General features: G+C 48.8%; 19 protein-coding genes and 1 other annotated feature. Of the genes, 9 read left to right on the top strand and 10 right to left on the bottom strand.

Annotated features, from left to right (window positions below):
- Positions 1–27 precede the first annotated feature (27 nt).
- Positions 28–1095: a DUF3083 family protein gene (locus L2713_RS17890; RefSeq protein WP_069455216.1), complete on the top strand. Its 1068-nt coding sequence runs from the start codon at positions 28–30 to the stop codon at positions 1093–1095.
- A gap of 90 nt (positions 1096–1185) precedes the next feature.
- On the opposite strand, the gene L2713_RS17885 is transcribed toward L2713_RS17890, so the two are convergent.
- Both L2713_RS17885 and mprF read right to left on the bottom strand, forming a co-directional pair.
- Positions 1186–1917 (bottom strand): virulence factor, encoded by a 732-nt coding sequence (locus L2713_RS17885; protein WP_248968815.1) that lies wholly within the window; start codon positions 1915–1917, stop codon positions 1186–1188.
- A gap of 7 nt (positions 1918–1924) precedes the next feature.
- Entirely contained in the window at positions 1925–4477 is a 2553-nt protein-coding gene (mprF, locus tag L2713_RS17880; protein ID WP_248968814.1) for a bifunctional lysylphosphatidylglycerol flippase/synthetase MprF, read from the bottom strand.
- A gap of 437 nt (positions 4478–4914) precedes the next feature.
- On the opposite strand from mprF, the gene L2713_RS17875 reads away from it, so the two are divergent.
- A complete protein-coding gene (locus L2713_RS17875; RefSeq protein ID WP_248968813.1) occupies positions 4915–7650 on the top strand; it encodes an SO2930 family diheme c-type cytochrome in 2736 nt (911 codons plus the stop codon).
- Positions 7651–7788: 138 nt separating this feature from the next.
- Positions 7789–8973, top strand: coding sequence for an SO2930 family diheme c-type cytochrome (locus tag L2713_RS17870; protein ID WP_248968812.1), 1185 nt, complete (start codon positions 7789–7791; stop codon positions 8971–8973).
- Between the two features lie 153 nt (positions 8974–9126).
- Here the strand turns inward: L2713_RS17870 and L2713_RS17865 are convergent, their stop codons facing one another.
- From L2713_RS17865 to L2713_RS17855, 3 genes are all read right to left on the bottom strand, one after another.
- The gene (locus tag L2713_RS17865) at positions 9127–10146 is read right to left on the bottom strand and encodes an AraC family transcriptional regulator (RefSeq protein ID WP_248968811.1); all 1020 of its coding nucleotides are present in this window, start codon (positions 10144–10146) and stop codon (positions 9127–9129) included.
- Positions 10147–10338: 192 nt separating this feature from the next.
- Positions 10339–11355, bottom strand: a complete 1017-nt coding sequence (gene sohB / locus L2713_RS17860; protein WP_248968810.1) for a protease SohB — start codon at positions 11353–11355, stop codon at positions 10339–10341.
- A 112-nt stretch (positions 11356–11467) separates the two neighbouring features.
- On the bottom strand, positions 11468–13951 hold the full coding sequence (locus tag L2713_RS17855) for a VolA/Pla-1 family phospholipase (RefSeq protein ID WP_248968809.1): 2484 nt from the start codon (positions 13949–13951) through the stop codon (positions 11468–11470).
- A 261-nt stretch (positions 13952–14212) separates the two neighbouring features.
- Between L2713_RS17855 and L2713_RS17850 the strand changes: the two genes are divergently transcribed.
- A complete protein-coding gene (locus L2713_RS17850; RefSeq protein ID WP_011625827.1) occupies positions 14213–14950 on the top strand; it encodes a YciK family oxidoreductase in 738 nt (245 codons plus the stop codon).
- A 134-nt stretch (positions 14951–15084) separates the two neighbouring features.
- On the opposite strand, the gene rluB is transcribed toward L2713_RS17850, so the two are convergent.
- The 5 genes from rluB to rnm all read right to left on the bottom strand — a co-directional run bounded on the left by rluB (position 15085) and on the right by rnm (position 19009).
- Complete coding sequence (gene rluB, locus L2713_RS17845; protein ID WP_011716577.1) at positions 15085–15960, bottom strand: 23S rRNA pseudouridine(2605) synthase RluB; 876 nt, start codon at positions 15958–15960, stop codon at positions 15085–15087.
- Positions 15953–16549: an SMC-Scp complex subunit ScpB gene (gene scpB / locus L2713_RS17840; protein WP_011622248.1), complete on the bottom strand. Its 597-nt coding sequence runs from the start codon at positions 16547–16549 to the stop codon at positions 15953–15955. Before scpB ends, rluB begins: the two co-directional genes overlap by 8 nt.
- 3 nt (positions 16550–16552) lie before the next feature.
- A complete protein-coding gene (locus L2713_RS17835; protein ID WP_011622247.1) occupies positions 16553–17341 on the bottom strand; it encodes a segregation and condensation protein A in 789 nt (262 codons plus the stop codon).
- A gap of 190 nt (positions 17342–17531) precedes the next feature.
- On the bottom strand, positions 17532–18152 hold the full coding sequence (locus tag L2713_RS17830; protein WP_086904495.1) for an L-threonylcarbamoyladenylate synthase: 621 nt from the start codon (positions 18150–18152) through the stop codon (positions 17532–17534).
- Positions 18149–19009 (bottom strand): RNase RNM, encoded by an 861-nt coding sequence (gene rnm, locus L2713_RS17825; protein WP_248968808.1) that lies wholly within the window; start codon positions 19007–19009, stop codon positions 18149–18151. Before rnm ends, L2713_RS17830 begins: the two co-directional genes overlap by 4 nt.
- 210 nt (positions 19010–19219) lie before the next feature.
- Positions 19220–19327, top strand: a sequence feature (Trp leader region).
- 51 nt (positions 19328–19378) lie between these two features.
- Here rnm and L2713_RS17820 point away from each other — a divergent pair.
- From L2713_RS17820 to trpB, 5 genes are all read left to right on the top strand, one after another.
- Entirely contained in the window at positions 19379–21088 is a 1710-nt protein-coding gene (locus L2713_RS17820) for an anthranilate synthase component 1 (RefSeq protein WP_248968807.1), read from the top strand.
- Positions 21089–21098: 10 nt separating this feature from the next.
- Complete coding sequence (locus L2713_RS17815) at positions 21099–21707, top strand: aminodeoxychorismate/anthranilate synthase component II (protein WP_109287442.1); 609 nt, start codon at positions 21099–21101, stop codon at positions 21705–21707.
- Positions 21707–22750 (top strand): anthranilate phosphoribosyltransferase, encoded by a 1044-nt coding sequence (gene trpD, locus L2713_RS17810; RefSeq protein ID WP_248968805.1) that lies wholly within the window; start codon positions 21707–21709, stop codon positions 22748–22750. Before L2713_RS17815 ends, trpD begins: the two co-directional genes overlap by 1 nt.
- A 77-nt stretch (positions 22751–22827) precedes the next feature.
- The gene (gene trpCF / locus L2713_RS17805) at positions 22828–24237 is read left to right on the top strand and encodes a bifunctional indole-3-glycerol-phosphate synthase TrpC/phosphoribosylanthranilate isomerase TrpF (RefSeq protein ID WP_248968850.1); all 1410 of its coding nucleotides are present in this window, start codon (positions 22828–22830) and stop codon (positions 24235–24237) included.
- A gap of 108 nt (positions 24238–24345) precedes the next feature.
- Positions 24346–25536, top strand: a complete 1191-nt coding sequence (trpB, locus tag L2713_RS17800; protein WP_248968804.1) for a tryptophan synthase subunit beta — start codon at positions 24346–24348, stop codon at positions 25534–25536.
- The last annotated feature ends 3 nt before the right edge of the window (positions 25537–25539 follow it).

Here is a 25539-nt window from a genome sequence, read left to right as displayed (position 1 = left end):
AAATGGTTAACCCAACAAGGAGTCAATATGTCCCTTAGCCATCAGCAAAAAGTGTACATACCCAAGGAAGCTCGTACCAACCAGTACATCACCGCCGAAATTAAAGTCACGGATGAATTACTGGCGCAATACCCCGATTACCATAGCTGTTATCAAACCTTAAGCCGCATTATTTTTAACTTGGCAGAACAACACGATCTCCGTAACGTTCATGTGATCACTAACGATAAACTGCCAGTCGTGCGTTACCACACCGAAGCCTATTGTTTCCAAACCGCTGAACAAATTCTGTTTTTTTACAATCCTGCCTATCACGAGGCACAAAACCTGTTCACCGAAGACAACTACCGCGCCCGCAAACTGCGTATTGTGTTTTTAGCGACAGGCGATGAGATCCGCAGCAACTCGGCCAATTTCCATACCCGAGTACGAGAACTCCTAAACGAATTAATGCCTAAGCTGCCGATTAAAGATCTCAAAGTGAAGATCCGCGACCACCAGCATTTATCCTATGATTTATTTGCTAAATCAAAAGGTAATAAAGAAACCTACGGCTATAAACTCAGAGCCATTGCACCAAGATACAAGGCCAGAAAATGTGACCTGCCGGAAAATGTCAGCTCACTCACCTATGTCACCGTCAGCCTGCCGCTGAGTCGCAAACTCAAACAAGGTTTACTACCCGACTCCGCAACGGACTTTAGCCCGTTATATCAACATCTTGAAGATAACTTCCTCAAGGCCGCAGCTAATAAGCAATTAACGCGATTGGCTATGATAGCCAACGGCTTAACCCCCTTAGTGCGGAACAGTAAGTTTGAGAAACTCGACAGCAAGGCCGAAGTACAAATGATCGGTTTTGACCCGAACGCAACCGAGCAACAAGTGATCCGCCGCTGGGATGCCGACAACCTAGTCGAAGCCGCGCATTTTACTATCGTCGCGGGCGCCAAGGACTGTGACGACTCCGGCTATGGCCGTTTTATGAATAACGTCGAAGCCGCACTGAAGACCTTTGCCGCCGAGATAGGGCTAGATCCAGAGCGTGAAGATCTCGTGGTGCGCTTCCACCAGCACATTAGCTATCAGCTCTAGTCATTCGCTGTAGTACAACCTAAAACAAAGGGCGCATCTGCGCCCTTTTTATGTTTTATTCCAAAGCATTAGGCCATGCACTAAAGCGCGCTAACTTAGCTTTAGCCAACCTTTTATCAACTTGACTACTTTATCGTAGTCATCGTCAAAACTGTGGCCACCGCTTAACTCCATCACAGTGACATTGGGCTGCTTGACCTCAGGGCATAAATGCAGCGGCGCATCGTCCTCTTTACCGTAGAGACAGAGCATAGGCACAGTGGTTTGTTTGTTCACTTCGGGCAAGGTTAAGTAACGGGCCGATTGATTATCCGAGGTGACGATCTCGCTCACATGGATTTCAAAATCCGAAGATTGTGAAGGAGAGAGCAGCACAGCACCCAAGACGTTCTTTCGATACCTCGCGGGCATCTCGTTTAGCACAAAGGGGATAACTTCGGCCCCAAAGGAATAACCAATCAAAATCACTTTTTGCGTGCCAAATTCCGCCTGGTACTTGTCGATTATGGCTAAGGTATCTTGGGTAACATCTTTAGGATCTTTTTGTTTCCAATAATATTTCAGTGAGCTCCAGCCGACGACTGGCCAGCCCTGCTGCTGTAAAATGCCCCCTACGGCTTTATCAAGCGTCGCCCAACCGCCATCGCCACTCAGAAAAATCACCAGCGGTGGTTTGGTGCGGGATGACGCAACGTTTACCTGTGTTGATGATTCGATAGGCAACAAGGTTAGCCCCAGATTATCGGCAAACTCATCGGCAAAGGCGTTAGCAGTTGAACATAAAAGTAAAACGCTCAGTATCTTGATTAAGGATTTCGTCATCTCGCACCTACTTTTTAAATACGCCAGTTGCACCACGACTCGTTAAGGTCACCAAACTACCCACCACTACGGGTAAAGATAGCCCGCCATAACAAATCAAATACTTAGCTTCCCATCTTGGATTAAACTTATCCTTATACCTTCTAAGCCCCTGAAAGTTGTAAAATTTATTTCCCTTCTTATAAACCGTTTTGGCAAGCTTGGTCCAAAACGGCACCAAGGCTCTATCGGTTAATCCAGACATGGGCGCCATGCCAAGATTAAACTGCTGATATCCTTGCTGTTTGCCCCAAAGCAATAGCTCAGTAAACAAAAAGTCCATTATGTTGCTGCCCGATAAATTCGGCAGATAACGCATCAAATCAACGGAGAACTCCATTTTGGCGCCACTGGCCCACACATTGGAAAAGGCCACCAGCTCGCCGTTCAAATACACTAAGGCCATTGGCGTGGCGCACAGGTAAGCGGCGGAGAAATAACCAACCGAAAACCCCTTCTCTCGCCCCTGCTTAGCCTTAAGCCAACTGGTTGAAATAGCCTCTAATGTTGGCAATAGACTCTGTACTTCACTGGCATCGACAACCTTAAAGCTCAAGCCTTCCCTTAATGCCTTGGCATGGCTCTGCCGCAAACTGCGATACTTACTCGACTGCAACTCAAATTCCGCCAAGGACACTATGGCCTCTTCACCGAGTTTATAAAGGCTCAACCCTTGCTCTAAAAAGTGGGGTAAATACTTTTGCGTCACTTGATAAAACACTGGCCAACCATCGTAGGCGTCACACAGCTCGCGAAACTGCCACAGGAGATCATCAAATTTATCTGGATTACCGATAGGATCGCCCATCACCACCCAGCAATGTCCGGCGCGGGCATACATTAAGAAGGCATCTTTATCTTCATTAAATAACAGCGATTTATCTTGTACTAAGGCGAGATAGCCATGACTACTCGGCGCATTGGCAACAATCTCCATGGCGCAGCTCAAGGTCGAGCTATCTAGGCGACTGGTATGGGGTTTTCGCACCGCAAGCACATAACGAATGGCAAAGCCGAGCAGAATCACGAGGGCTATCGCACCACCCCGTAACGCGCGGGACACATGGCTATCCTGCGAGAAGGTTAACCAGAGCGAATGGTCATAATCCACATCTTGGTAGGCAAAAAACAACACCCACACCATCAAAAATAACGCCGCGGCGAGGGATAATAACCAGCCGAAGGAATATTTAACGCCCACAATCGAACCTTGGCGATAAAACACCTGTTCACAGGGCAGCATTAATAAATAGATAAGACCGAGTGCTAGGGAAATCTGCCATTCAGCGCCTTTAAGCACAATAAAAACAATGGCTACTAATAACAGTTTTTGGGTGAGTACAAAGGCTTTTTGATAACGCTTAAACAAGCCGTGGGATAATAACAGCAACAAAATACCACTGGCACTCAATATTAAGCTCGACAATTCGACAATCGGTAGCGGCACTATCTCCCCTAGCCAATGATATTTGTGCACAATGGAAGGGTTAACCACTGAAAGCAATAAAACTAAACCGACGGAAAACACACTAATGCTTAATAGTGGTGGCAATAACTGCCTGACAATATGTAAATCAATATTTATCTTAGATAATTTATCCTTATTATTTAATACCAAGCCCGCCACAAAATAAATCAGGGCCAGCATAAAAGGCACAATATAATAAATGACCCGATACACAATGACCGAGCCCAGTATTTGCTCAACGGGTAAATACTGGGATAAGGTCACTGTTACTACAGATTCAAAAACACCAATCCCTCCAGGCACATGGGCAAACACCCCGATCGCATTCGCCACAAAGAAAATACTGAGCACTTGAAGGTAACTTAATCCATCTACCGCAGGCAGCAGGGAATAGAATAATGTTCCCACCACTAACCAATCGAGTGTCGAAACCACAAACTCTTTCAACGACTGAGACAGTACGGGAGGCGCAAACTCAAACCCACGAAAATAAATCGGTTTTTTACGCCATAGACTAAACAGAAAATACCCTACGACACCGAGCAACATCAGAACGCCAAACACGCGGCTTAAGGAAAACAACCACGTCGGCAACGGCAAATCAGCCAGTTGCTGCGCGGGGAAGTTAATCATCGCGATACCACAAATGAAGAATAACCCGAGGAAAAAAGTCACCGAGCAGGCGAGCACTATTTGAGTTATTTGATTTCCGCTTAACCCTAACTCTGAATAAAACTTATATCGGATCGAAGTGCCTGTGAGTAATGAAAATCCTATGGTATTGGAAAAGGTAAAGGCTAAAAATGAAACGGGAGCGACCTTTTGATAGCTTAATGATGAGCCAAGTTGTTTAATCGCAAGATAATCATACAAGGTCAAAATTAAGTAGCTTGTCACAGTCAATGCAACGGCAAGCGCAAGCTGTGAAAATGAAAATAATTTAACCTCAGCCAAAATATCATTTAATTGATAATCCTGCTCAAGGTTATACAAAAGCAATAACGAGACTGTGAATATTAGTAAGCTAATAATCACCCGAATGCGTCTCCCCATTTTCATCTCCACATATTGTTAAGGGGCAAATCAAGGTTAATGACTATTATGGATAAAGCATTAAATCTGAATTAACTTTAATTTATTATTAAGCGCTGTTTTAGCGAAAGATTTTTAACATAGTGATTTTTGAGTAGCAATCAAATTAAGCGTTAACTAGATGATGTTTTATTCATCTTGTAACAAGTATGTTTTAATTTGCATTAATAATATCCAACCGCCTTATCTGAACATAAAAGTACCCGTAAGGGGATTCAGTTCCCTCCAACCACTTACCCATATTTTGGGATAAGAATGTTGAGCTTAAATCGAGTCGCGTAAAACCATCCCCCCTTACCGCAGCGATGACTTGCACCATTTTGGCCATATTTCACATTGCCTTTTGCTCCCCCTAGCGCATTCTGTTAACGAAATAATAACAAAAAGCAGGAGCACCTATGTTCAACAAGACGACACACCCACTGGCGAAGAAGGGCGTTAAGGCGACACCACGCCACCTTTGGCCGAGTAACTCCCACAGGAATAAAGCTCAAAGTAAGGCGAATTGGCTGATGCCAACTGGGGTCGCCCTACTGATGGCTTTTAATCTCACGGGTTGTTTTTCTGACGATGATCCAGCACCAGAGGTCGTCACGCCCCCCGTGGTTCAGCCCCCTGAAACAGGCCCCACCTTCCCCGAAGGCGCCATCAAAATCCTACCGGGGGATAATCTCACCACCCGTATTCAAGAAGCTTTAATCAACGCGCAAAGTGGCGCTGTGATTGTGCTTCCAAAGGGCACCTTTAATATCGATTCAACATTACTGTTCGATGGCGACGTGGATGGGGATGGCAGTTATGCCAAAAACGTCACTATCATGGGCTACGGGATGAAGGACACTATCCTCAATTTCGCCCAAGCCAACTCGGGGGATGGGATTTTCGTGCAAAATGCGCTGAACATTACCATTCAAGATCTGTCGGTCAATGAGGCCAAAAACAACGGTATCAAGCTTAAAAACACCAATGGCATCATACTGCGCCGCGTGGGGGCGGTGTGGGAAGGTGAGCTCGACAAAGATAACGGCGCCTATGGTCTGTATCCCGTTGAGTGTGAGAACATTTTGATTGAAGACAGCTATGTCCGCGGCAGTGCCGATGCGGGCATTTATGTCGGTCAATCCCAATATATTGTGGTGCGCCGCAATATCGCCAAGGAAAACGTTGCTGGGATCGAAGTCGAAAACTCTAAGTATGCCGATGTGTATGACAACGAAGCCATGGGCAACACTGGCGGGATTTTAGTGTTCGACTTGCCAATCAATAACCACAGATACGGCTCTAGCGTGCGGATTTTCAACAACAAAGTGTATGACAACAACACGCCTAACTTCGCCAACGCCTCGGCCAACCCAGCTGGTGTGCATATAGTGCCGCCGGGGACAGGAGTGATTGTGCTGTCTACCGCCGATGTGGAAATCTTCAATAACGAAATTACCCACCACGATACCTTAGGGGTGACTGTCAGCAGCTTCTTTATTGCAGAACCCGATATGACCTCCTTTGTCGGCAACTATGGTCAACCAGGTCAAGCCATTGAAGATGGCTGGCGCCCAGTGCCGCGCAATATTTACTTGCACGACAACGTGATCACTGACTATGGCAGCAAGCCTAAAGGTTATTTAATTCAAGATATTATCCGCGCGTATGTCATCAGTCACGGCACCTTGCCCGGCGTGCTCTACGACGGCTTAGGGGAAATGCTTGCCAATAACGGCACCGCCGCTTACCTAGGTTTAAAAGAGGCGCCCTTTGCCGCAGATGGCAGCGATAACGTCTGCGCCAGTGATAACGGTGATGTGTCCTATGGCAGACTCTATGCCAACAGCAACACCGACATCAGCATCGCCGATGTGCAATACGAGAAGACCCAGAACAACCTGCTGAAATGTACCCAAGTGAGCCTACCCGTACACACAGTCACCTTCGCGGGCCAAGTGTTTGGCTGCGGGGTTGACGATAATACCGCGGGTTGTGATGGCGGCGTGCTCGTTGGCGGCGGTGGCACTATCGGTGAAGGCGAAGGCGGTCTAGTAGGTGATGGTGACCAAAGTCTTTGTCAGGCGACGGGGTCAAACGTCAGTTGGGATGCGCTGCTAAAAGCAAACTGCCCTAAACTGTCGGATTACAATCTGTTCAGCGATGCCAAAAACCCCACGACAGGGCCTAATTCGGGCGGTGTCCCTTACGATCTTAACACTCAGCTCTTTACCGACTACGCCAGTAAATACCGCTTTGTGTATTTGCCTTCGGGACAAAAAGCCAGTTACTCCGAAAACGAAGCGTTTGAATTCCCTGTGGGTAGCGTTATCGTCAAAACCTTTGCCTTGCCAAGCGACACCAGTAAGCGCGGGATCAGTAACGAGAGTTTGATTGAAACCCGTTTGCTGATCCATCGTCCAACTGGTTGGAGCGCCCTGCCCTATGTGTGGAATGCCGATAAGACAGATGCGACGCTGGCGAAAGCTGGTGCGATTAGCAGTCAAACCTTAAGCCATAACGGAGAAAACCTCACCTTTAACTACATGGTCCCGAGCATGAACCAATGTAAGCAGTGCCACCAGTTTAAGGCCGATGACAACAGCAACGCCGTGTTTGTGCCTATTGGTCCTAAGGCGCGCCATTTAAACCGCAATTACAGCTATCAAGATGGCACCATGAACCAACTGCTGAAATGGGAAAGCCTAGGTATTTTGCAGGGATTACCAAACCTGAGCCAAGTACCACAAGTGCCCGCCTACCACGATGGTGACGAAGCCACTGTCGCAAGCCTAAGCGATACCGCATTAATGCAAACGGCTAAAGGTTATCTCGACATCAACTGCGCCCATTGCCATAGACCCGAGGGCAACGCCTCTAACACAGGCCTTAAACTCGAATACTGGCGTGGCTATAGCGATGATGCAGGTTTCTCTCACGGTACCTGTAAATCGCCGGTCGCCTATGGCGGTGGAAACTTAGGTTTCGACGTAGTCCCTGGCAATGCCGCTGAGTCCATCATGCACTTTAGAATGCAAAGCACGACCCCTGGCGATCGTATGCCTGAGATTGGTCGCAGCCTATCCCATGATGAAGGCGTGGCGCTGATCAGCGAATGGATTAAACGTCTGCCTGCGGCAAGCTGCTCGCACTAGCGTTAACGGTAACAATGGGTGAAAGCAGGCTTGCAATCACCCATTTGCTTACCACTCCAAGACTGAGCAACACCCAGACAGAGAAGGCCGACTTAGGCCTTCTTATTTCAAGCAACAGCTTAAAGAGCGGATAATCCAATGAAAAACCGCCTAACACTCGTCGCAATCATCAGCCTAACGACCTTAGTAACAGCCTGTGGCGGCGGTGACAGCCAAAGCAGCGATAATGGCCAAACGCCGACTCCGCCAACGACACCGACTGTACCGACAACGCCCGCCAGTTTGTGTGTGAATACGACTGGGCAAGTTAACTGGCCCGCCTTAATGGCTGAGGACTGCCCAGAATTAAGTCAATACGGGCTCTTTATCGACCCCGCAAACCCCACCGCGCAGCCGCAAACGCCGGGATTTGGTTATCAGCTCGCTACGCAGCTGTTTTCTAATTACGCCAGTAAATACCGCTTTATCTATTTACCCACAGGCAGCAGCATGCAATACCAAGCGCAGGAGGCATTCGAGTTTCCAACTGGCGCCGTGCTGGTCAAAACCTTTGCTCTGCCACAGGATACGGCTATCACAGGCATAGCCAATGAAATCCTTATCGAAACACGGCTATTGATAAAACGCTCCCAAGGCTGGACGAGTCTGGTTTATCAATGGCAACAAGGTGAAGCAAAGCTGCTTACTGCGGGCGCAAGCGTGCATCATACCCTGATTAATCAAGGCCAAAGCCAAAGCTTCGATTACAACATTCCGAGCCGCGCCGAGTGCAAAATTTGCCATCAAATCAATCAAGATAACAGCAGTCTAATCATTCCGGTTGGCCTTAAAGCCCATCTTTTGAATCGCGATATCATCGACCAAGGGCAAAGCGTCAATCAACTCAGCCTCTGGGCCAAACAAGGCAAACTTGAACAGTTATCCGAGTTAAGCCAAGTCGCTAAAACCTATGCCATAGACAACCTCCAAGCCGATTTAACCAGCCGTGCTAAGGGCTATTTAGATGTTAACTGCGCCCATTGCCACAGCGCCAAAGGCTATGCCAGCATCTCCGGCTTACGCCTTGGGTTTTATATCGACCATACCAGTTATCAATATGGGATCTGCAAACAACCACCGGGGTGGGATGGTGGCCCTAAAGGACTCGATTACGATATCGTTCCCGGCAATGCTGACCACTCGATTCTGCTCTATCGCCAAACGCTGTCAGAACCTAAAGATCGCATGCCGCCCATAGGGCGCAACCTTGAGCACCAAGAAGGCGTTGAATTAATTCGTCAATGGATAGATTCACTGGCACCGAGTTTAGGGAATTGTACTTAGATGGATAACTAGCACTTATCAACGCTTAGGAAAGAGATACAGACAATATGGCTGTATCTCTACTCAAGCACCAAATGATTTAACTATGTCTTTAACGGCAAAATTGCGGCTTTAACGGCAAGGTTCAGTCAATTGCCTTATTTAGTCAGCCCGTTAACCCGCATTTAGCTGGCTAAAATACCCAGGCGGATGGCCAATCCAATGCTTAAAGGATTGACGGAAATGGCTGACATCGCTGTAGCCTAAGGTCTCGGCAATCGCCTCAATATCCAACTCGTTAGCTAAAATCAACTCGACCGCTCTTTGGCAACGCACCTGATCGACTAAACGTTGATAACTCGAGCCAAGCTGTGCCAGCTTACGCCGAAAGCTGCGATCGCTCATATGCAGTTGCGTCGCCATGTCATCTAAATGGAGCACTTGGGGAAAATGTTCATTGATTGCCGCCAGTACGGTTTCGATAAAGGATGTGGTTGATACCGAAGTGGTCTTTTCGGCGTAGGCAGGGAAAGGATAGTTGATGGCAAGCGCGAGATGGTTGAGGGAAATGCTCCATTCATAATATTCGCAATTAAACTGCACCATAGCCCCCGTAGCCTGGGTTAAAAAACGCTCATCGCGGACAGGTTCTGCCAAATGAATTTGCCTAAGCGTTATCGCCTCCCCCGTGAGCTCTCTCGCCAGCCCTAACAGCGAACCTATGCTGTGCAGAAATTGAAATCCATATTGTGCTTTGTCGATACGGCCAGTATTGAGCCAACGAATGCAAACACAGTCTTCTTCGAGGCGCACTAAGGTATCGGTAAAACTGCCAACCAGTTGGGGATGATTGACCACAAACTGCAGGCAGGCCTGTAGAGAAGTCAACTGCGCAAGATGGGGCAAGAGCACATCTAAACTACTCACCCGATAGCTTAGGCCTAATTTAGTGCCAATATCGGGGTCGCCGCCCTGCAAACGTAAAAACTCCATCGCATATTCTACCTGCCACACAAACACAAACTGGCAATGATTGAGCTCTGCTTGGCCAACGCCGATATGCTCACAGACTTGCTGTAAAGCGTTTTCGCCTAACTGCGAGGCAATAAAATCGAGAATATTACGTAGCTCAAATGCGGGATAGGTTTGATCACCCACCATCAGGTTCGTCTTGTAGTCGACGCGCTGTAACATGGAAAATCCTTAATATGATTTGTTCAGCTTTTAATTCCCTAGGTGATTAGTTGTATAAGATCTCGCTTATTTTGAATAGTCTTAAACCAGACTTAATGTTAAAAAAATGTATTATTTTATTTCACGCCCGGACAAAACAAAAACGCCTGCATATTCGCAGGCGTATCATCAGGATTGAGTTAACTCGTCGGCTTACATGGGACGATTTTTCTCAACTAATCGATTGAAAATCGCATTTACCGATAAAGACGCACCATGGGCGATTTTATCTGCCAGTTTCTTACGGACTTGGTAGCGCAACTTGTACACAGTACGTTCGCCAGCTAACTGCATTAACACATCGTCACTGGTTGAAATCGCATCGATAAGACCTAATTCAATCGCCTGTTGACCGTACCAATGTTCGCCTGTGGCCACCTTAGCCAAATCGAGCTGAGGACGATACTTGCCCACGAAAGCTTTAAACAACACGTGGGTTTCTTCCAACTCCTGTTGGAACTTCTGTCTGCCTTCGTCAGTATTTTCGCCAAACACGGTTAAGGTGCGCTTAAAATCACCGGCAGTGTGTTGCTCGTAGTCAATTTCATGTTTCTTCAATAAACGGTTGAAGTTAGGCAACTGGGCAACGACACCGATTGAACCTACGATAGCGAATGGCGCGGCATACACTTTGTTTGCCACACAGGCCATCATATAACCACCGCTGGCAGCGACCTTATCCACGCAAATCGTTAATGGGATTTCGGCCTGACGCAGGCGGTCAAGCTGGCTAGAGGCCAGACCGTAGCCATGCACCATGCCACCGCCACTTTCGACATTCACCACCACTTCGTCGCCCTTTTCGGCGATGGTTAAAATCGCGCTGATTTCTTCCCGCAAAGAAGCCACTTCGGCGGCATCAATACTGCCTTTAAAATCAATAACAAAAACTTTGCCTTTGTTGTCTTCTTCGGCCGCTTTTTCCTTCGCCTTTTCGTCCGCTTTCAGCTGTTTTTCGTAGGCTTTAAACTGCTTCTTCGACAGCAGTTCTTCCTTCAAGCTGTGTTTAAGCTCTTCCAGTTCTTCTGAAAGATTGGTGATCCTCAGTTCACCTTTATCCGATTTGTGCTTCACCGTGGACGCGAGCACCACAATAATCACAGCAACAAGCGCAACCACAATTGTCACGGCTTTCGCTAAAAACATGCCATATTCGTATAGAAATTCCAAAGTACTCTCCGTTGGGGCCTAAGGTGATCCGGTTTAGTGCGCGCTATTCTAACAGCCTAAAGCGCCATAAAAAAACCCAGCAAAGGCTGGGTTTTTAGGATTTTACACGCGACTAGTTAGAACAGGTCGCAATCACGCTTGGATCGGTGACAAAAATCGTCGCTTCACCTTTACCTGCAGTAGATGCATAGGTCGCCACTTGCGTCTGCATCTCAACCGTCGCTGCGGCAGCCATACCATCCGTTGAACTCTTCTCACTTGGGTCAACAATTGAGCTATGGTGACCCTTAGCAAAACGCACCGCACCAGGACCTTTGGTGGTTGCATCCACACAAGGCAGACCGATTGCCGAGATCAACGGCTCAGTGCCTGAGAGTGGGAAGTTATCGACGCGATTTGGTAACACTTGGTCAGGTAAGTTGCCGTTACCATCACCCGCGATTTCGATTAAGTGCACGGGTAATCCCGTTGCTTTTAACATACCTGCATGGTTAACCGGATCCGCTGAATCCACCGCCGTTTGCACCGCAAAGGCAAAGGTTGGAATAAACTGCGCGTAAACCCCTTGTACTAATGCCGCATATTCTGGGCTGCCTGGCTCGTATCCCGCAGTATTGGCTTTATCCACTAATGCTTGGAACGTCGATGAGGCAGTCACATTGCTAAACAGCACTGGGCCAAAGGTCGCAGAACCGGCAAACGCGCCCGCTAAACCACCCGCTGGTGCCGCCAGAGAGACCGCATTGATGGCATAAGGGTTAGGTAGCGCTTCGCCCGTGCTTGGATTTTTCATGCCCGTGCTGGCATAAGTCGCAAAGTCGGTACCGACAATCGCACCTAAACTTAAGCCCTGCGCGCTAATCTTGGAAATATCGAATACCTGTGGTTGACCCGCCTGTGCAAGCCCCTGCGCTAAACCTGTTAAGGCTAAACGCACGCCAAGGTGATCCATGGTGGCCTGACGGAAGTTATCCCGCACAGACAGCGTACTTGAGATATTCACGAAGACGAGTGGATTACCACTTTTAAAGGCATCGGGTGTACCAATCACGTTACCGAAGGAAGGATCGGTTGCCGATACTTCGTAAATCCCATCGCCATTGGCGTCAAACGAGCGAGCACCATGTAAAGGCATATCAATGGCCACCGTTGCCACGCCCATCGCGGCATAACTGCCCGCATAGGCTAATGACATTTCCTTACCGCCGCCTAAACCATGCAGCGCAATCGTCGTTGGCCAGCCAGCAGTCGGTGGGGTAAAGGTTAACCCTTGTTGCTGATAGAAGGCCGCGAGTTTAGTTGCATTTGGCATAGAAATCAGTACAGGTACCGTTTCATAACCTTTAATCGCAGGGATGGGGTTAAATTTGGTTAAATGCTTGGTTTTATCCGCTGCGGTTCCATCATCTAACAACCAGGTTTTACCCGCCATCAAAGAAGGATTCGCTAGGGCATCGGCAGGATTTGCAATTCCATTTGCTACTGCCTGCATACCAAAGTTGGTTTGACTTAAGGTACCCGCTTGCAGCGCTAATAATACCGAAACAGGACTATCACCTTGGGCTTTCCAGCGGCCATTGATTAGCGGCTGACCTGCGGATGACAAGCAGCTGACCGAAGAACAGTCACCGTAAATCGGCAATTTAATCTTAGCGGTATAAACATCGGCTAGATTCGACACCACATACGCCGCACCATCTGCTGGAGTTAAACCAGCAGCCTGCGCCACAGTGTAACCCGCAGGGGTGGGCATTTGCGCAAAACTTGGGGCATAAGGCGCGCCCTGTGCCATCAAGAGTTTTGTGGTTTCATAGACGTTTGCTACCGATTGAGTGGTAAACAAGCCTGAATAGGTAATGGTTGAGGTATCGACATTATGTGCCGCAGCCATGCCCTTTTCATAACTGTTGATCAAGGTTTGCAGCATCAATTGATCAGGCGTTTCTAGGGGTAAGGTGTTGATATCCATCTTCAACGTACCATAGGTCGTTGAAGGGGCAATGCCTCGTCCCTCTGAATCTTGGATTAACTTGGTTGTCGCATAAATATAAGACTGGCCGGCTTTAAGCGGCTTGAGTGGCACAATAACGACTTTGTTACCCGATGCCATCGACACAAAATCGACACCAAATTGCAATTCATCGCCGACTTTACAGGCGGATACTGACGGTTTAGCTGTACATTCAGGATCCGATGACAATGGACCACCCACTGTGGCCTCAAACATTCTCACAGCGCCCGGTTGGGCAACCGATGCCGCCATCAAGGTCAGTTGTGTCCCATCGTGATCTTTAGCGAGTTCGAGATCGATTGAAATGGGAGATGTAGTTGACCATCCATCTAAGGCACCAAGGGCAATTTGCGGATCGACATAGTTCCCCGAACTTTCCCCCGGGATTGATAAGGTGCCGTCTGTAGTGCCGCTAAACAACAAATCATTAGGCAAAGGCACTTTAGCATTCGCGGGGTCAAACACCATATGGGATTCAGGGATGAGCGGCTCTGTCTTATCCTTGAGTTCGTTATAACTGTCCTCGCCACATCCTGTGAGGCCCAGTGCTGATGCAATCGCAACACACAAAATGAGTCTTTTCATTTTTTTTCCCCAAATCTTGTTGTAATAGTTTTGTTTTCCCCAAGAAATTAGTCACAATAGCGCAAAAGCTATGACTAATAGGGCTTATGTTAGCCCCTAACTCGTTTCAAGTTAACGTAAAAATATTGAGTTAGCCACAAGTTTGTCACAAACATTTTAGCTATTTATAACAAAGTTTCATTCATTTGTTTGAAACATGCGTTTAGCAATTCGGCGACTCTAGAAGTGGCGGGCATTTTCGCCAAGAGGAATAAAAGGCTCATGTTGGAATATCAAGCAGCAAAAGATTTACTCAAAGGTAAAACCATACTGGTGACAGGCGCTGGCGCAGGTATCGGTCGCGCGGCGGCCATTGAATTTGCCAAACACGGTGCCACCGTGATTTTACTCGGTAAAACCGTCAAAAAACTCGAAGCCGTATACGACGTTATCGAACAGGCGGGTTACCCAACTCCTGCGATCGTGCCGTTGGATTTAAAAGGTGCGACCGAACAAAACTACCGCGATATGGCCGAAACCATTGGCGAGCAGTTTGGTCATTTAGATGGTTTGCTGCACAACGCCAGTTTACTCGGTGCCTTAGGCCCGTTTGAACACATCGATATTCCATCACTCGAAGATGTACTTAAAGTCAATGTCACCTCACAGGTCATGCTGACCAAGGCCCTGTTGCCTATTATGCGCCAAGCACCCAGTGCCTCGATTATCTTTACCTCAAGCAGTGTTGGTCGTCAGGGCCGCGCCTACTGGGGTCCCTATGCCTTCTCTAAATTTGCCACCGAAGGCATGATGCAAGTGCTCGCCCACGAATGTGATGGCACGTCCGTACGCGTTAATAGCATTAACCCAGGTGCGACTCGCACCGAAATGCGTGCTAAAGCATACCCAGCCGAAAATCCATTAGATTTAAAAACGGCCGAAGAAATCATGCCAACTTACCTCTATTTAATGGGACAAGATTCAAGCGAAATTAACGGTCAGCAATTTAACGCTCAATAAGCAATACAGATCTAACGTACTAATAGATAAAAATAAAGGGAGCCCTACGCTCCCTTTATTTTTATCAGTCGCAGAAAGCAAAAAAGGCCGCAAGCGGCCTTTTTACTAAGAGACTTAACATCACTCGAATGATATTAACTACGTTGACGTGTTGGCTTAGCCTTAGGCGTCGCTGTTACTTTATGCTTGCGTACGGCGCGGCGAATTTTTGCACTCTTCACCTGAGCACGGGCCACACTGTGTTTATCGGCGGCCAGCATAGTACGAGTTTCAGGTTCAAGACCCGCTAATTGGCGCAGGTAGTTTACTTGCTCAATCGGCAATTCGACCCAACCTCCACGAGGCAGCGATTTAGGCAATTCCACCATACCGTAACGCACACGGATAAGACGGCTGACTTGCACCTCTTGGGATTCCCATAAACGACGTACTTCGCGGTTACGGCCTTCACGTAAACATACGTGCCACCATTGGTTCATGCCCTCGCCGCCTGCAGCTTTAATGGCATCGAACTGCGCCATACCGTCTTCTAACATCACGCCGGTACGCAGACGTTGTACCGCAGCCTCTGGCACTTCGCCAAAGGTACGTACCGCGTATTCACGTTCAACTTCGTTAGACGGGTGCATCAAGCGGTTAGCAAGTTCACCATCTGAGGTAAACAGTAATAAGCCTGAAGTGTTGATATCCAGACGGCCTACCGCAACCCAACGGGAATCACGCACTTTCGGCAAACGGTCAAATACGGTTGGACGACCTTCAGGGTCTTTACGGCTACAAATCTCACCTTCGGGTTTGTGATAGGCGAGTACGCGGCAAATCACATCGTCGGCGGACTTAAGCGATACGGCTCTACCATCGATGCGAACCTTCGCATCAGCTTCGATACGGTCGCCAAGATTGGCAATCACGCCATCAATACTAACTCGGCCTGCAGCAATCCATGCCTCCATCTCACGACGGGAGCCATGGCCTGCACGGGCCAAGACTTTCTGCAATTTTTCACTCATTAGTATCTTGCTCTTCTGACTGTTCAGGCGTTACTTTCAAACCTGAAAATACCGCCTGCAATGACTCAGTATCCGTAAGCGCAGGTAAATCCGCTAGGGTATCTAAGCCAAAATAGGCTAAAAATTCTAAGGTCGTGGCGTAGAGTGCGGGTCTCCCCGGGACTTCTTTGTGGCCAACGACTTTAATCCAATGTCTATCTGACAAACTTTTAATGATATGGCTACTAATGGCCACACCACGCACCTGCTCAATATCGCCACGGGTCACGGGTTGACGATAGGCGATCACCGCCAAGGTCTCTAATGTTGCCCGCGAATACTTAGGTGCTTTTTCCTGCCACAGGGGCTGCAAAAAAGGACTCAGGACTTCCAAGGTCTGGAAGCGATAACCCCCAGCCACTTTCACAAGTTGAACACCCCGCTCCTGATAATCCTGCTGCAACTCTTCCAATGCGGCTTTGATTTTGTCTCTGGAAACGCTGAAATCCGCCAACACGGTTTCTTTCAACATTTTCACCGACAAGGGTTTCCCCAATACAAACAGACTCGCTTCAATAAGCTGTTTTAATTGAATTGGATTTATCTGCATCAATTAATAGGCCTTTACGTAAATAGTTGAAAACGGCTCTGTTTGGTACAATTCCACTAATAATTCTTTGACCAATTCCATCAGCGCTAAAAAGGTCACCACCACACCGGCGCGGCCTTCTTCGACACTGAATAAACGCTCAAAGGGCGTAAACGTCTCGCTATTAAGCATGGCTAAAATTTGGCTCATGCGCTCACGGGTCGATAACTGTTCACGCTTAACATGATGATCTTCGTTGGCATCGATACGTTTAAGCACTTCGCCAAAAGCACGGGCGATTTCAAATAACGATACATCAGGCGGGATCACCAAAGGTTTGATATTCGGTGAAGGTGCCGCGGTTGCTTGAAACACATCGCGTTCAAGCCGAGGTAAATCATCAATTTTTTGCGAGGCTTCTTTGATTACCTCATAGGCCTTCAATTGACGGATCAACTGGGCCCGTGGATCTTCCTCCACTTCATCTTCCGCCACCATACGCGGCAGCAGCAGACGGGATTTAATCTCAGCCAGTGTTGCCGCCATGACCAAATAATCCGAGGCCAGTTCGATACGCGCCTGAGTGAGCATCGCGATATATTCTAAATATTGCGCGGTGATCTGCGAAATGGGTAAATCGACAACATCTAATTTTTGCTTACGGATCAGGTATAAAAGTAAGTCGAGCGGCCCTTCGAAGGACTCTAAAAACACTTCTAACGCCTCAGGTGGAATAAACAAATCCTGTGGCATTTCGGTCATTGCCTGACCGCGAACAACGGCTAAGGGTAAACTTTGTTGCGTGCCCTGCATCCGCTATCCCCATGTAAAACAATCGTTTTTAAACGGCTGTAGATGACTGACTTGACCCCGTACTGAGCGCGGCTTAAGCTCGCTAATCAAGCTCCCCTACGCCAAACGCGCGATTATACCCGCAATTGAGCGGCGATAACACTGTCAAATGATGGTTTTATCGCCTCAATCTCTTAGGGTAAATCGCGTGTTAGAGAAATGGGGTAACATCACCCGCGCCTTCACGCAGCACTTCGAAACCATCTTCCGACATATCGATGACTGTGGTCGGTTTCTCGCCTAAGTAGCCACCGTGCAGGATCACATCCACTTGATGCTCTAACAGATCGCGAATGTGCTCGGGATCCGATTCTGCAAAATCACTATTAGGCATCACCAAACTGGTCGACATCAGCGGCGCATCTAACGCCTCGAGCAGCGCCAAGGCAATTACATTGTCTGGCACGCGGATACCAATGGTTTTCTTCTTGTCATTTTGCAGACGACGGGGCACTTCCTTGCTCGCCTTAAAGATGAAAGTGTAAGGTCCAGGCGTGCAGCTTTTTAAGATGCGGTAGGCCTGATTATCCACCTTGGCATAGGTCGCAAGCTCAGATAGGTCGCGGCACATTAACGAGAAATTATGGTCATGCTCGATTTGACGAATGCGGGTAATGCGCGTCATCGCGTCTTTCTCGCCAATCATACAACCGAGGGCATAGCCCGAATCGGTTGGATATACAATCACACCGCCGGACTTAAGCACAGCCACGGCTTGACTGATCAGGCGTACCTGTGGATTTACTTCGTGTACATAAAAAAACTGACTCATGGTCGTTCCACCCAAGATCCCGACTGCCAGACCCAATCAATACCTTGAGGCTGGTAGAGATTTTTACCTAGTTCAATCCAATTGCTTGGAAAGTGAAAATCACTCCCTATCGATGCAAGCAACTGATTTTGGACACTCAGCGCCACTAAATTGGCCCTATCGTCCACCGTTTGTTGGCCGAGCACCACTTCCATGGCATCCCCGCCGGCTTCTTTAAATTCTCGCACTAAACGCTTTAACCATTTGGCTGACAGCTTATAACCGCTAGGATGGGCCAATACCGCGAGGCCGCCCGCGTTGTGGATCACCTCAATTGCGCTGGCCATATCGCCCCAATTGTTGGGCACATAGCCGGTTTTTCCGCGAGCTAAATAGCGTTTGAACACACTTGGCATATCCACCGCATGGCCATTATCGGCAAGCCAGCGTGCATAGTGACCACGGCTTATGGCGGCTCCTGCAGCGAGTTTTTTAGCGCCCTCATAGGCGCCTTCAATCCCCGCTTTAGCTAAGCGATGGCCGATTTCTTCGGCGCGCTGCTCACGCAACTCACGCTGATGTGCTAAAAAGCGTAATAACTCGGCATGGGTCTCATCAAAGTTGAGCGCCACAATGTGAATATCGTAACTATTCCAACGGGTTGAAATCTCAACTCCAGAAATCAGTTTTAACGGTTCGGCCTGCGCTTGATTGAAGGCGCGGGCTTCACTTAAGCCTGCAACCGTATCGTGATCGGTAATCGCAAATAACTGCACGCCCTTTTCAAGGGCTCTGGCGACCAGCTCGGACGGCGTGAGATGACCGTCGGATGCGGTCGTGTGGCTGTGCAAGTCAGCCAATATGCTTTGAGTATTCATGCCGTTATTGTACGTGAATTTAAGATGAAATGTGCATTTATCTCACACTTTATCGAGCAGGAATGGCATTCGGTACAGTGATTTAGCAACGTTAATCCATCATTTTGAAAAATATTCAATTGACTTTCGCCTCAGGCTCATGTTTTCTATAGCTCAACTAACAAATTATCGAGACCCTTTTGAATGACTCAGATTAACGCTTCTTTCAACATCATTTGGTGGTGGCACTTCCCAACTTAGCGGGTGGTGTGAAGCTCTGTGCTCATTTGAAAGTAACAGAATCAACAAAAAAGCCCGCAGAAATGCGGGCTTTTTTGTTGGTGCGAAAAATGTCTGCAACGCGGTAAACGGATAAAAAGCGAGATAAGCATGACCCTAAAGACATTTAATCAGGTTAACCAAGTTGATGGCGAAAATGTTGCCTCGTCTCAACAGACATTCGCACGTTCACATACGCTCAAGGCGTCGCTGGCATACCATAGCGACCCACTGCGTCTGTACCAGCACATCACTCAAGATGCGCCCCATACCATGTTGTTAGAATCGGCGGAAATCGACAGCAAGGAAAATCTTAAGAGCATGGTGATGACCCACGCGGCGCTGATGATCCGCTGCGATGGTTATCGTTTACGCTTTAGCGCACTGAGCGACAATGGCCTCAGTTTACTCTCCCCCATCGAGCAATTTTTTACTGCTCGCGCAAGCCAAACTCGATGCCAACGCGATGGCCACAACCTAGTGGTCACGCTACAAAAAGATACTGAGCTTAAGGATGAAGATGCGCGCTTAAAATCCACCTCGCCCCTCGATGGTTTGCGCTTGTTTGTAAAGCATATCGACTGCGGCGCTCATACTGACAGCCAATCCAAGCCAGCATTCGAAGACTTATTTTTAGGTGGCGTGCTCGCCTACGATTTGATTGATACCGTCGAGCCACTGCCTGAAGCACCAAATGGTGCAAATGATTGTCCTGATTATTTATTTTATCTCGCCGAAACCTTAATTCTTATCGATCACAAGCAAAAGCACGCCGAGCTAATCACCCACAACTTCAGTGAAAGCACTGAACAACATTCCAAGGTGACCCAAGCCTTAGCCGAGCGAGCAGAGAATATCCGCGCCCAATGTGAAGCCTTAGCCAAGAGTGCAACACCTGCGCCCGCCCTCGTTGGCATAACGGCAACAGAGCAAGTGAATGTCAGTGATGAAGACTTCAAACAAACTGTTATCGATTTAAAAGAACACATTATTGCCGGCGACATCTTTCAAGTGGTGCCTTCACGCAGCTTTAGCCTGCCCTGCCCCAATACCTTAGGCGCTTACCGCGCGCTGCGATTAACCAACCCCAGCCCCTATATGTTTTATTTCAGGGGCCATGACTTCACCCTGTTTGGTGCCTCGCCCGAGAGCGCGCTGAAATATGAAGCCAGCAACAATCAAGTCGAAGTCTACCCGATTGCAGGCACCCGTAAGCGCGGCAAAACCGCCAGCGGCGAGATTGATTTCGACCTCGATAGCCGTATCGAACTCGAATTGCGTTTGGATAAAAAAGAACTCTCCGAGCACTTAATGTTGGTCGATTTAGCCCGTAACGATATCGCCCGTATCAGCCAAAGCGGCAGTCGCAAAGTGGCCGAGTTACTTAAAGTCGACCGTTATTCCCACGTGATGCATTTAGTCAGCCGCGTCACAGGTCAACTACGCCAAGACTTAGATGCACTCCATGCCTACCAAGCCTGCATGAATATGGGCACTCTGGTTGGCGCCCCGAAAGTGCGCGCCTCGCAATTGGTACGTCAGGCGGAAAAGACCCGCCGAGGCAGCTATGGTGGCGCAGTGGGTTACCTCAATGCCCTTGGTGATATGGACACTTGTATCGTTATCCGCTCCGCCTTTGTGAAAAACGGCGTGGCCCATATCCAAGCAGGAGCTGGCGTGGTCTTTGATTCCGATCCCCAGAGTGAAGCCGATGAAACGCGCCAAAAGGCGCAGGCGGTGATTTCTGCCATCAAGATGGGCGCAGGCTTGGATGAAAGCCATCAAGCAACAGCAACCACGACGACTGAACAACCAAGATAAGGAGCCTAAGATGAAACTCTATTTACTCGATAACTTCGACTCCTTTACCTACAACTTAGTCGACCAATTTAGAAGCCTTGGCTGTGAAGTGGTGATCTACCGTAACGATGTTGCCGCCGACTATATTGCCGACAAGCTGTTAGCGGAAACCGAGCCTAGCGCCTTAGTCTTATCGCCAGGCCCAGGTGCGCCCCATGAAGCGGGCTCCATGATGGCGCTAATAGACAAAGTCGCGGGCAAAGTGCCTATGCTTGGGATCTGTCTGGGTCATCAAGCTATGGTGGAATATTACGGCGGTAAAGTGGAGCGTGCGCCTTTTGTGGTGCACGGTAAAGCCAGCCCCACCTTCCATAATGGTACAGGTGTGTTTGCTAACTTGCCTTCGCCCTTACCTGTCGCCCGTTATCACAGTTTAGTCGCCACAAAAGTACCTGATTGTCTTGAAGTGATTGCCACTACCGATGATATGCCAATGGCGATTTTGCACGCCGAGCACAGGGCGGTAGGTTTTCAATTTCACCCAGAATCCATCTTAACCACCTTGGGCAGCACCTTGTTAACCCAAACCCTACGCTTTTTGACTCAAGACATCGCCCACAATACCGCAGGAGCCCAATAATGAGCGCAACATCGATTCAGCCCCTGATCGATATCTTGTTTCAGGGTCAGGCATTAACGCGCGAGCAAACCGCCAGCCTTTTTAGCACCCTTATTCAAGGTGAAATGAATGAAACCGTGATGGCGGGCATGTTAATGGCGCTTAAAATTCGCGGTGAAACCATTGCCGAAATCAGTGGCGCCGCCGATGCGATGCGCGCCGCGGCTAAGCCATTCCCCTACCCAGCCTCAAGCCGTAGCCAAGGAATTATCGATATCGTCGGCACCGGTGGCGATGGTTTTAATACCATCAATATCTCCACCACAGCAGCCTTTGTCGCCGCAGCCGCTGGCGCCAAGGTTGCAAAACACGGTAATCGCTCCGTCTCGAGCAAATCGGGTTCTTCAGATTTACTCGCCCAATTTGGCATCGATTTAACCATGTCGCCCGAGCTGGCGAGCCGCTGCCTCGAATCACTCAATCTGTGTTTCCTGTTTGCGCCCCACTACCATGGCGGTGTCAAACATGCGGTGCCTGTGCGCCAAGCGCTGAAAACTCGCACCTTATTCAATGTGTTAGGGCCATTGATTAACCCAGCGCGCCCAGAATTTATGTTGCTTGGGGTCTATAGCCCAGAGCTGGTGACGCCCATCGCCCGCGTACTGCAAGCCCTTGGCACGCAAAGAGCCATGGTGGTGCACGGCAGTGGTTTAGATGAAGTGGCACTTCATGGCAGCACCCAAGTCGCCGAACTCAAAGACGGTGAGATTATTGAATATCAATTAACGCCAGCGGATTTTGGTGTGCCTCAAGCCCACATTAGTGAGCTTGAAGGGGGCGAGCCTGCACAAAACGCACAAATCACGCAATCTATTTTGCAAGGACAAGGCAGCGATGCCCACACCCATGCGGTTGCCATCAATGCGGGTTGTGCCTTATATCTGTGTGGCCTATCGGACTCAGTCAAAGCCGGCACCGCCCTTGCGCTCAATACCATAAAAAGCGGTAAAGCCTTTGAATTACTGAATCAACTCGCTAAAGTCAGCAGCGAAGCACAGGAATAATGACCATGGCACAGGTTCAACAACCCGAGTCGCATCGCTCGGAAGATAATCAAGCATCGCAGGATGTAAGGGGTAGCATGCAAACCAGCACCGCAAAAGCCAACGTTTTAACCCGTATCGTCGATACAAAGGCCGCCCATATCGCCGCCCTTAAGTTGCGCTTTCCTGAAGACAGCTTAACCCCTAAGATTTCGGACCGTAGTCTGTTTGCCGCCTTAAAAGCCCCGAAGGCGGGTTATATTTTAGAGTGCAAAAAAGCCAGTCCATCCAAAGGCTTAATCCGTAAAGACTTTGATGTCGAAGCCATCGCTTCTATTTATACCCATTATGCTGCTGGGATTTCGGTATTAACCGATGAGCAATTTTTCCAAGGAGACATGGACTATATCCCGAAAGTGCGGGCCAAAGTGAGCCAACCGATTCTGTGTAAAGACTTTTTTGTAGACGAGTATCAAATCAAATTAGCGGCTCATCAGGGCGCTGATGCGATTCTGTTGATGCTTTCTGTCCTCGATGATGAGCGATATCAGCAACTTGCCAACGAGGCGGCCAAGTATCAACTCGATGTGTTGACCGAAGTCAGCAATGAAGAAGAACTGAAACGCGCCATCGTCTTAAATGCACCAATTATTGGCATTAATAACCGAAACTTACGAGATTTAAGTACCGATTTAGCCACCACAGAAGCCCTTGCGCCGCACATCGGCAGCGATCGCGTGGTGATCAGCGAATCGGGCATTTACACTAACGAGCAAGTGCGCCGCTTAAGCCCGTTAGTCGATGGCTTCTTGGTCGGTAGCTCGATTATGGCCGAAGAAGACATTGATTTAGCCTGTCGTAAATTGATCTTCGGTCACAATAAAGTCTGCGGCCTCACCCGCCTTGAAGATATTCAAGCGGCGGCCACTGCCGGCGCCGTGTATGCAGGGCTGATTTTTGCTGAAAAATCGCCACGCGCGCTCACCAAAGATGCCGCCAAACAATTAGTACAGCAATACCGCGCCGCTAATTTGCCCGCCATTGAGTTTGTTGGCGTATGCGTGAATAGCACGCCTGAGTTCATGGCGAGTATTGCTCAAGAATGTGGCTTAGCCGCGCTGCAACTGCACGGCAGCGAAACTGAGCTGGAAATTGCCGAGCTGAGCCAATTACTGCAACAGGCCGGACTGAACACTCAAATCTGGAAGGCGGTCAGTGTCGATGCTCAAAGCAGCGAACTTGCTGCTATGCCAAGAGGGGTGCAGCGTTATCTCTTTGATAGCAAGAATGACGCAGGTTTTGGTGGTACAGGGCAAGCCTTTGATTGGCAATTACCTATTGCCCATAAAACCGAGGCTATGCTCGCGGGTGGCCTCAATGCTGACAATGCTGCCCGTGCCAATGCCCAAGGATTTTACGGTTTAGATTTTAACTCTGGCCTAGAAACAGCCCCCGGCATTAAGTCGGCAGAGAAAATCCAAGCGGCATTTAGTCAATTACGACTCTAGATCCACTTTTATAAAAACCTGTGCAAAGTACAGGCTAGCAAGAATTGAAACTCGATGGTGTTAACCTATATAGCCCTCGAAACAAATGAATAGGATAAGGAACAAGGTATGTCACAGTTAAAGCTTAACCCTTATTTCGGCGAATACGGCGGTATGTATGTGCCGCAGATTTTAGTCCCCGCCCTCAAGCAACTCGAAAACGCCTTTGTCGAAGCACAGGCTGATGAATCCTTTCAAACCGAGTTTACCGACCTGCTTAAAAACTACGCGGGCCGCCCAACGGCACTGACACTAACCCGCAATTTAAGCCCTAATCCTATGGTAAAAATCTACCTCAAGCGGGAAGATTTACTCCACGGCGGCGCCCATAAAACCAACCAAGTATTAGGCCAAGCATTACTGGCTAAACGCATGGGGAAAAAGGAAATTATTGCCGAAACCGGCGCTGGCCAGCACGGTGTTGCCACCGCCCTTGCCTGTGCGCTGCTGGGATTAAAATGCAAAGTGTATATGGGCGCGAAAGACGTTGCCCGCCAATCACCTAACGTATTTAGAATGCGTTTGATGGGCGCAGAAGTCATTCCTGTCACCTCAGGCTCGGCCACCTTAAAAGATGCCTGTAACGAGGCGATGCGCGACTGGTCTGGTAGCTACGAAAAAGCCCACTATCTATTAGGCACAGCCGCAGGGCCACATCCCTTCCCGACCATAGTGCGTGAGTTCCAACGTATGATCGGCGAAGAAACCAAGAAGCAAATGCTGGAGCGCGAAGGTCGTCTGCCCGATGCGGTGATCGCCTGTGTCGGCGGTGGCTCTAATGCCATTGGTATGTTCGCCGACTTTATTGATGAAACCAGTGTCGAGCTGATTGGGGTCGAACCCGCCGGTAAAGGCATCGATACCCATATGCACGGCGCGCCACTCAAACATGGCAAAACCGGGATTTTCTTTGGTATGAAGGCGCCCTTGATGCAGGACAGTGAAGGCCAAATCGAAGAGTCCTATTCGATTTCGGCAGGCCTTGACTTCCCATCCGTCGGCCCACAACACGCCCATTTGAACGCGATAGGCCGTGCGCGCTACGAATCGGCCACCGATGATGAAGCCCTAGAAGCCTTCCAATTATTGGCTCGCAGCGAAGGGATTATCCCCGCGCTCGAATCGGCCCACGCCCTCGCTTACGCCCTGCGCCTAGCGAAAGAGTGCACCAAAGAAACCATTTTGGTCGTTAACCTCTCGGGCCGAGGCGATAAGGATATTTTCACTGTGTCAGACATTTTAAACGGTAAAGAGGAATAACTA

The organism is Shewanella seohaensis (assembly GCF_023283775.1).
GTDB lineage: Bacteria > Pseudomonadota > Gammaproteobacteria > Enterobacterales > Shewanellaceae > Shewanella > Shewanella seohaensis.
Note: the sequence above shows the minus strand (reverse complement) of the source record. Positions and strands in the feature narration are given on the sequence as shown.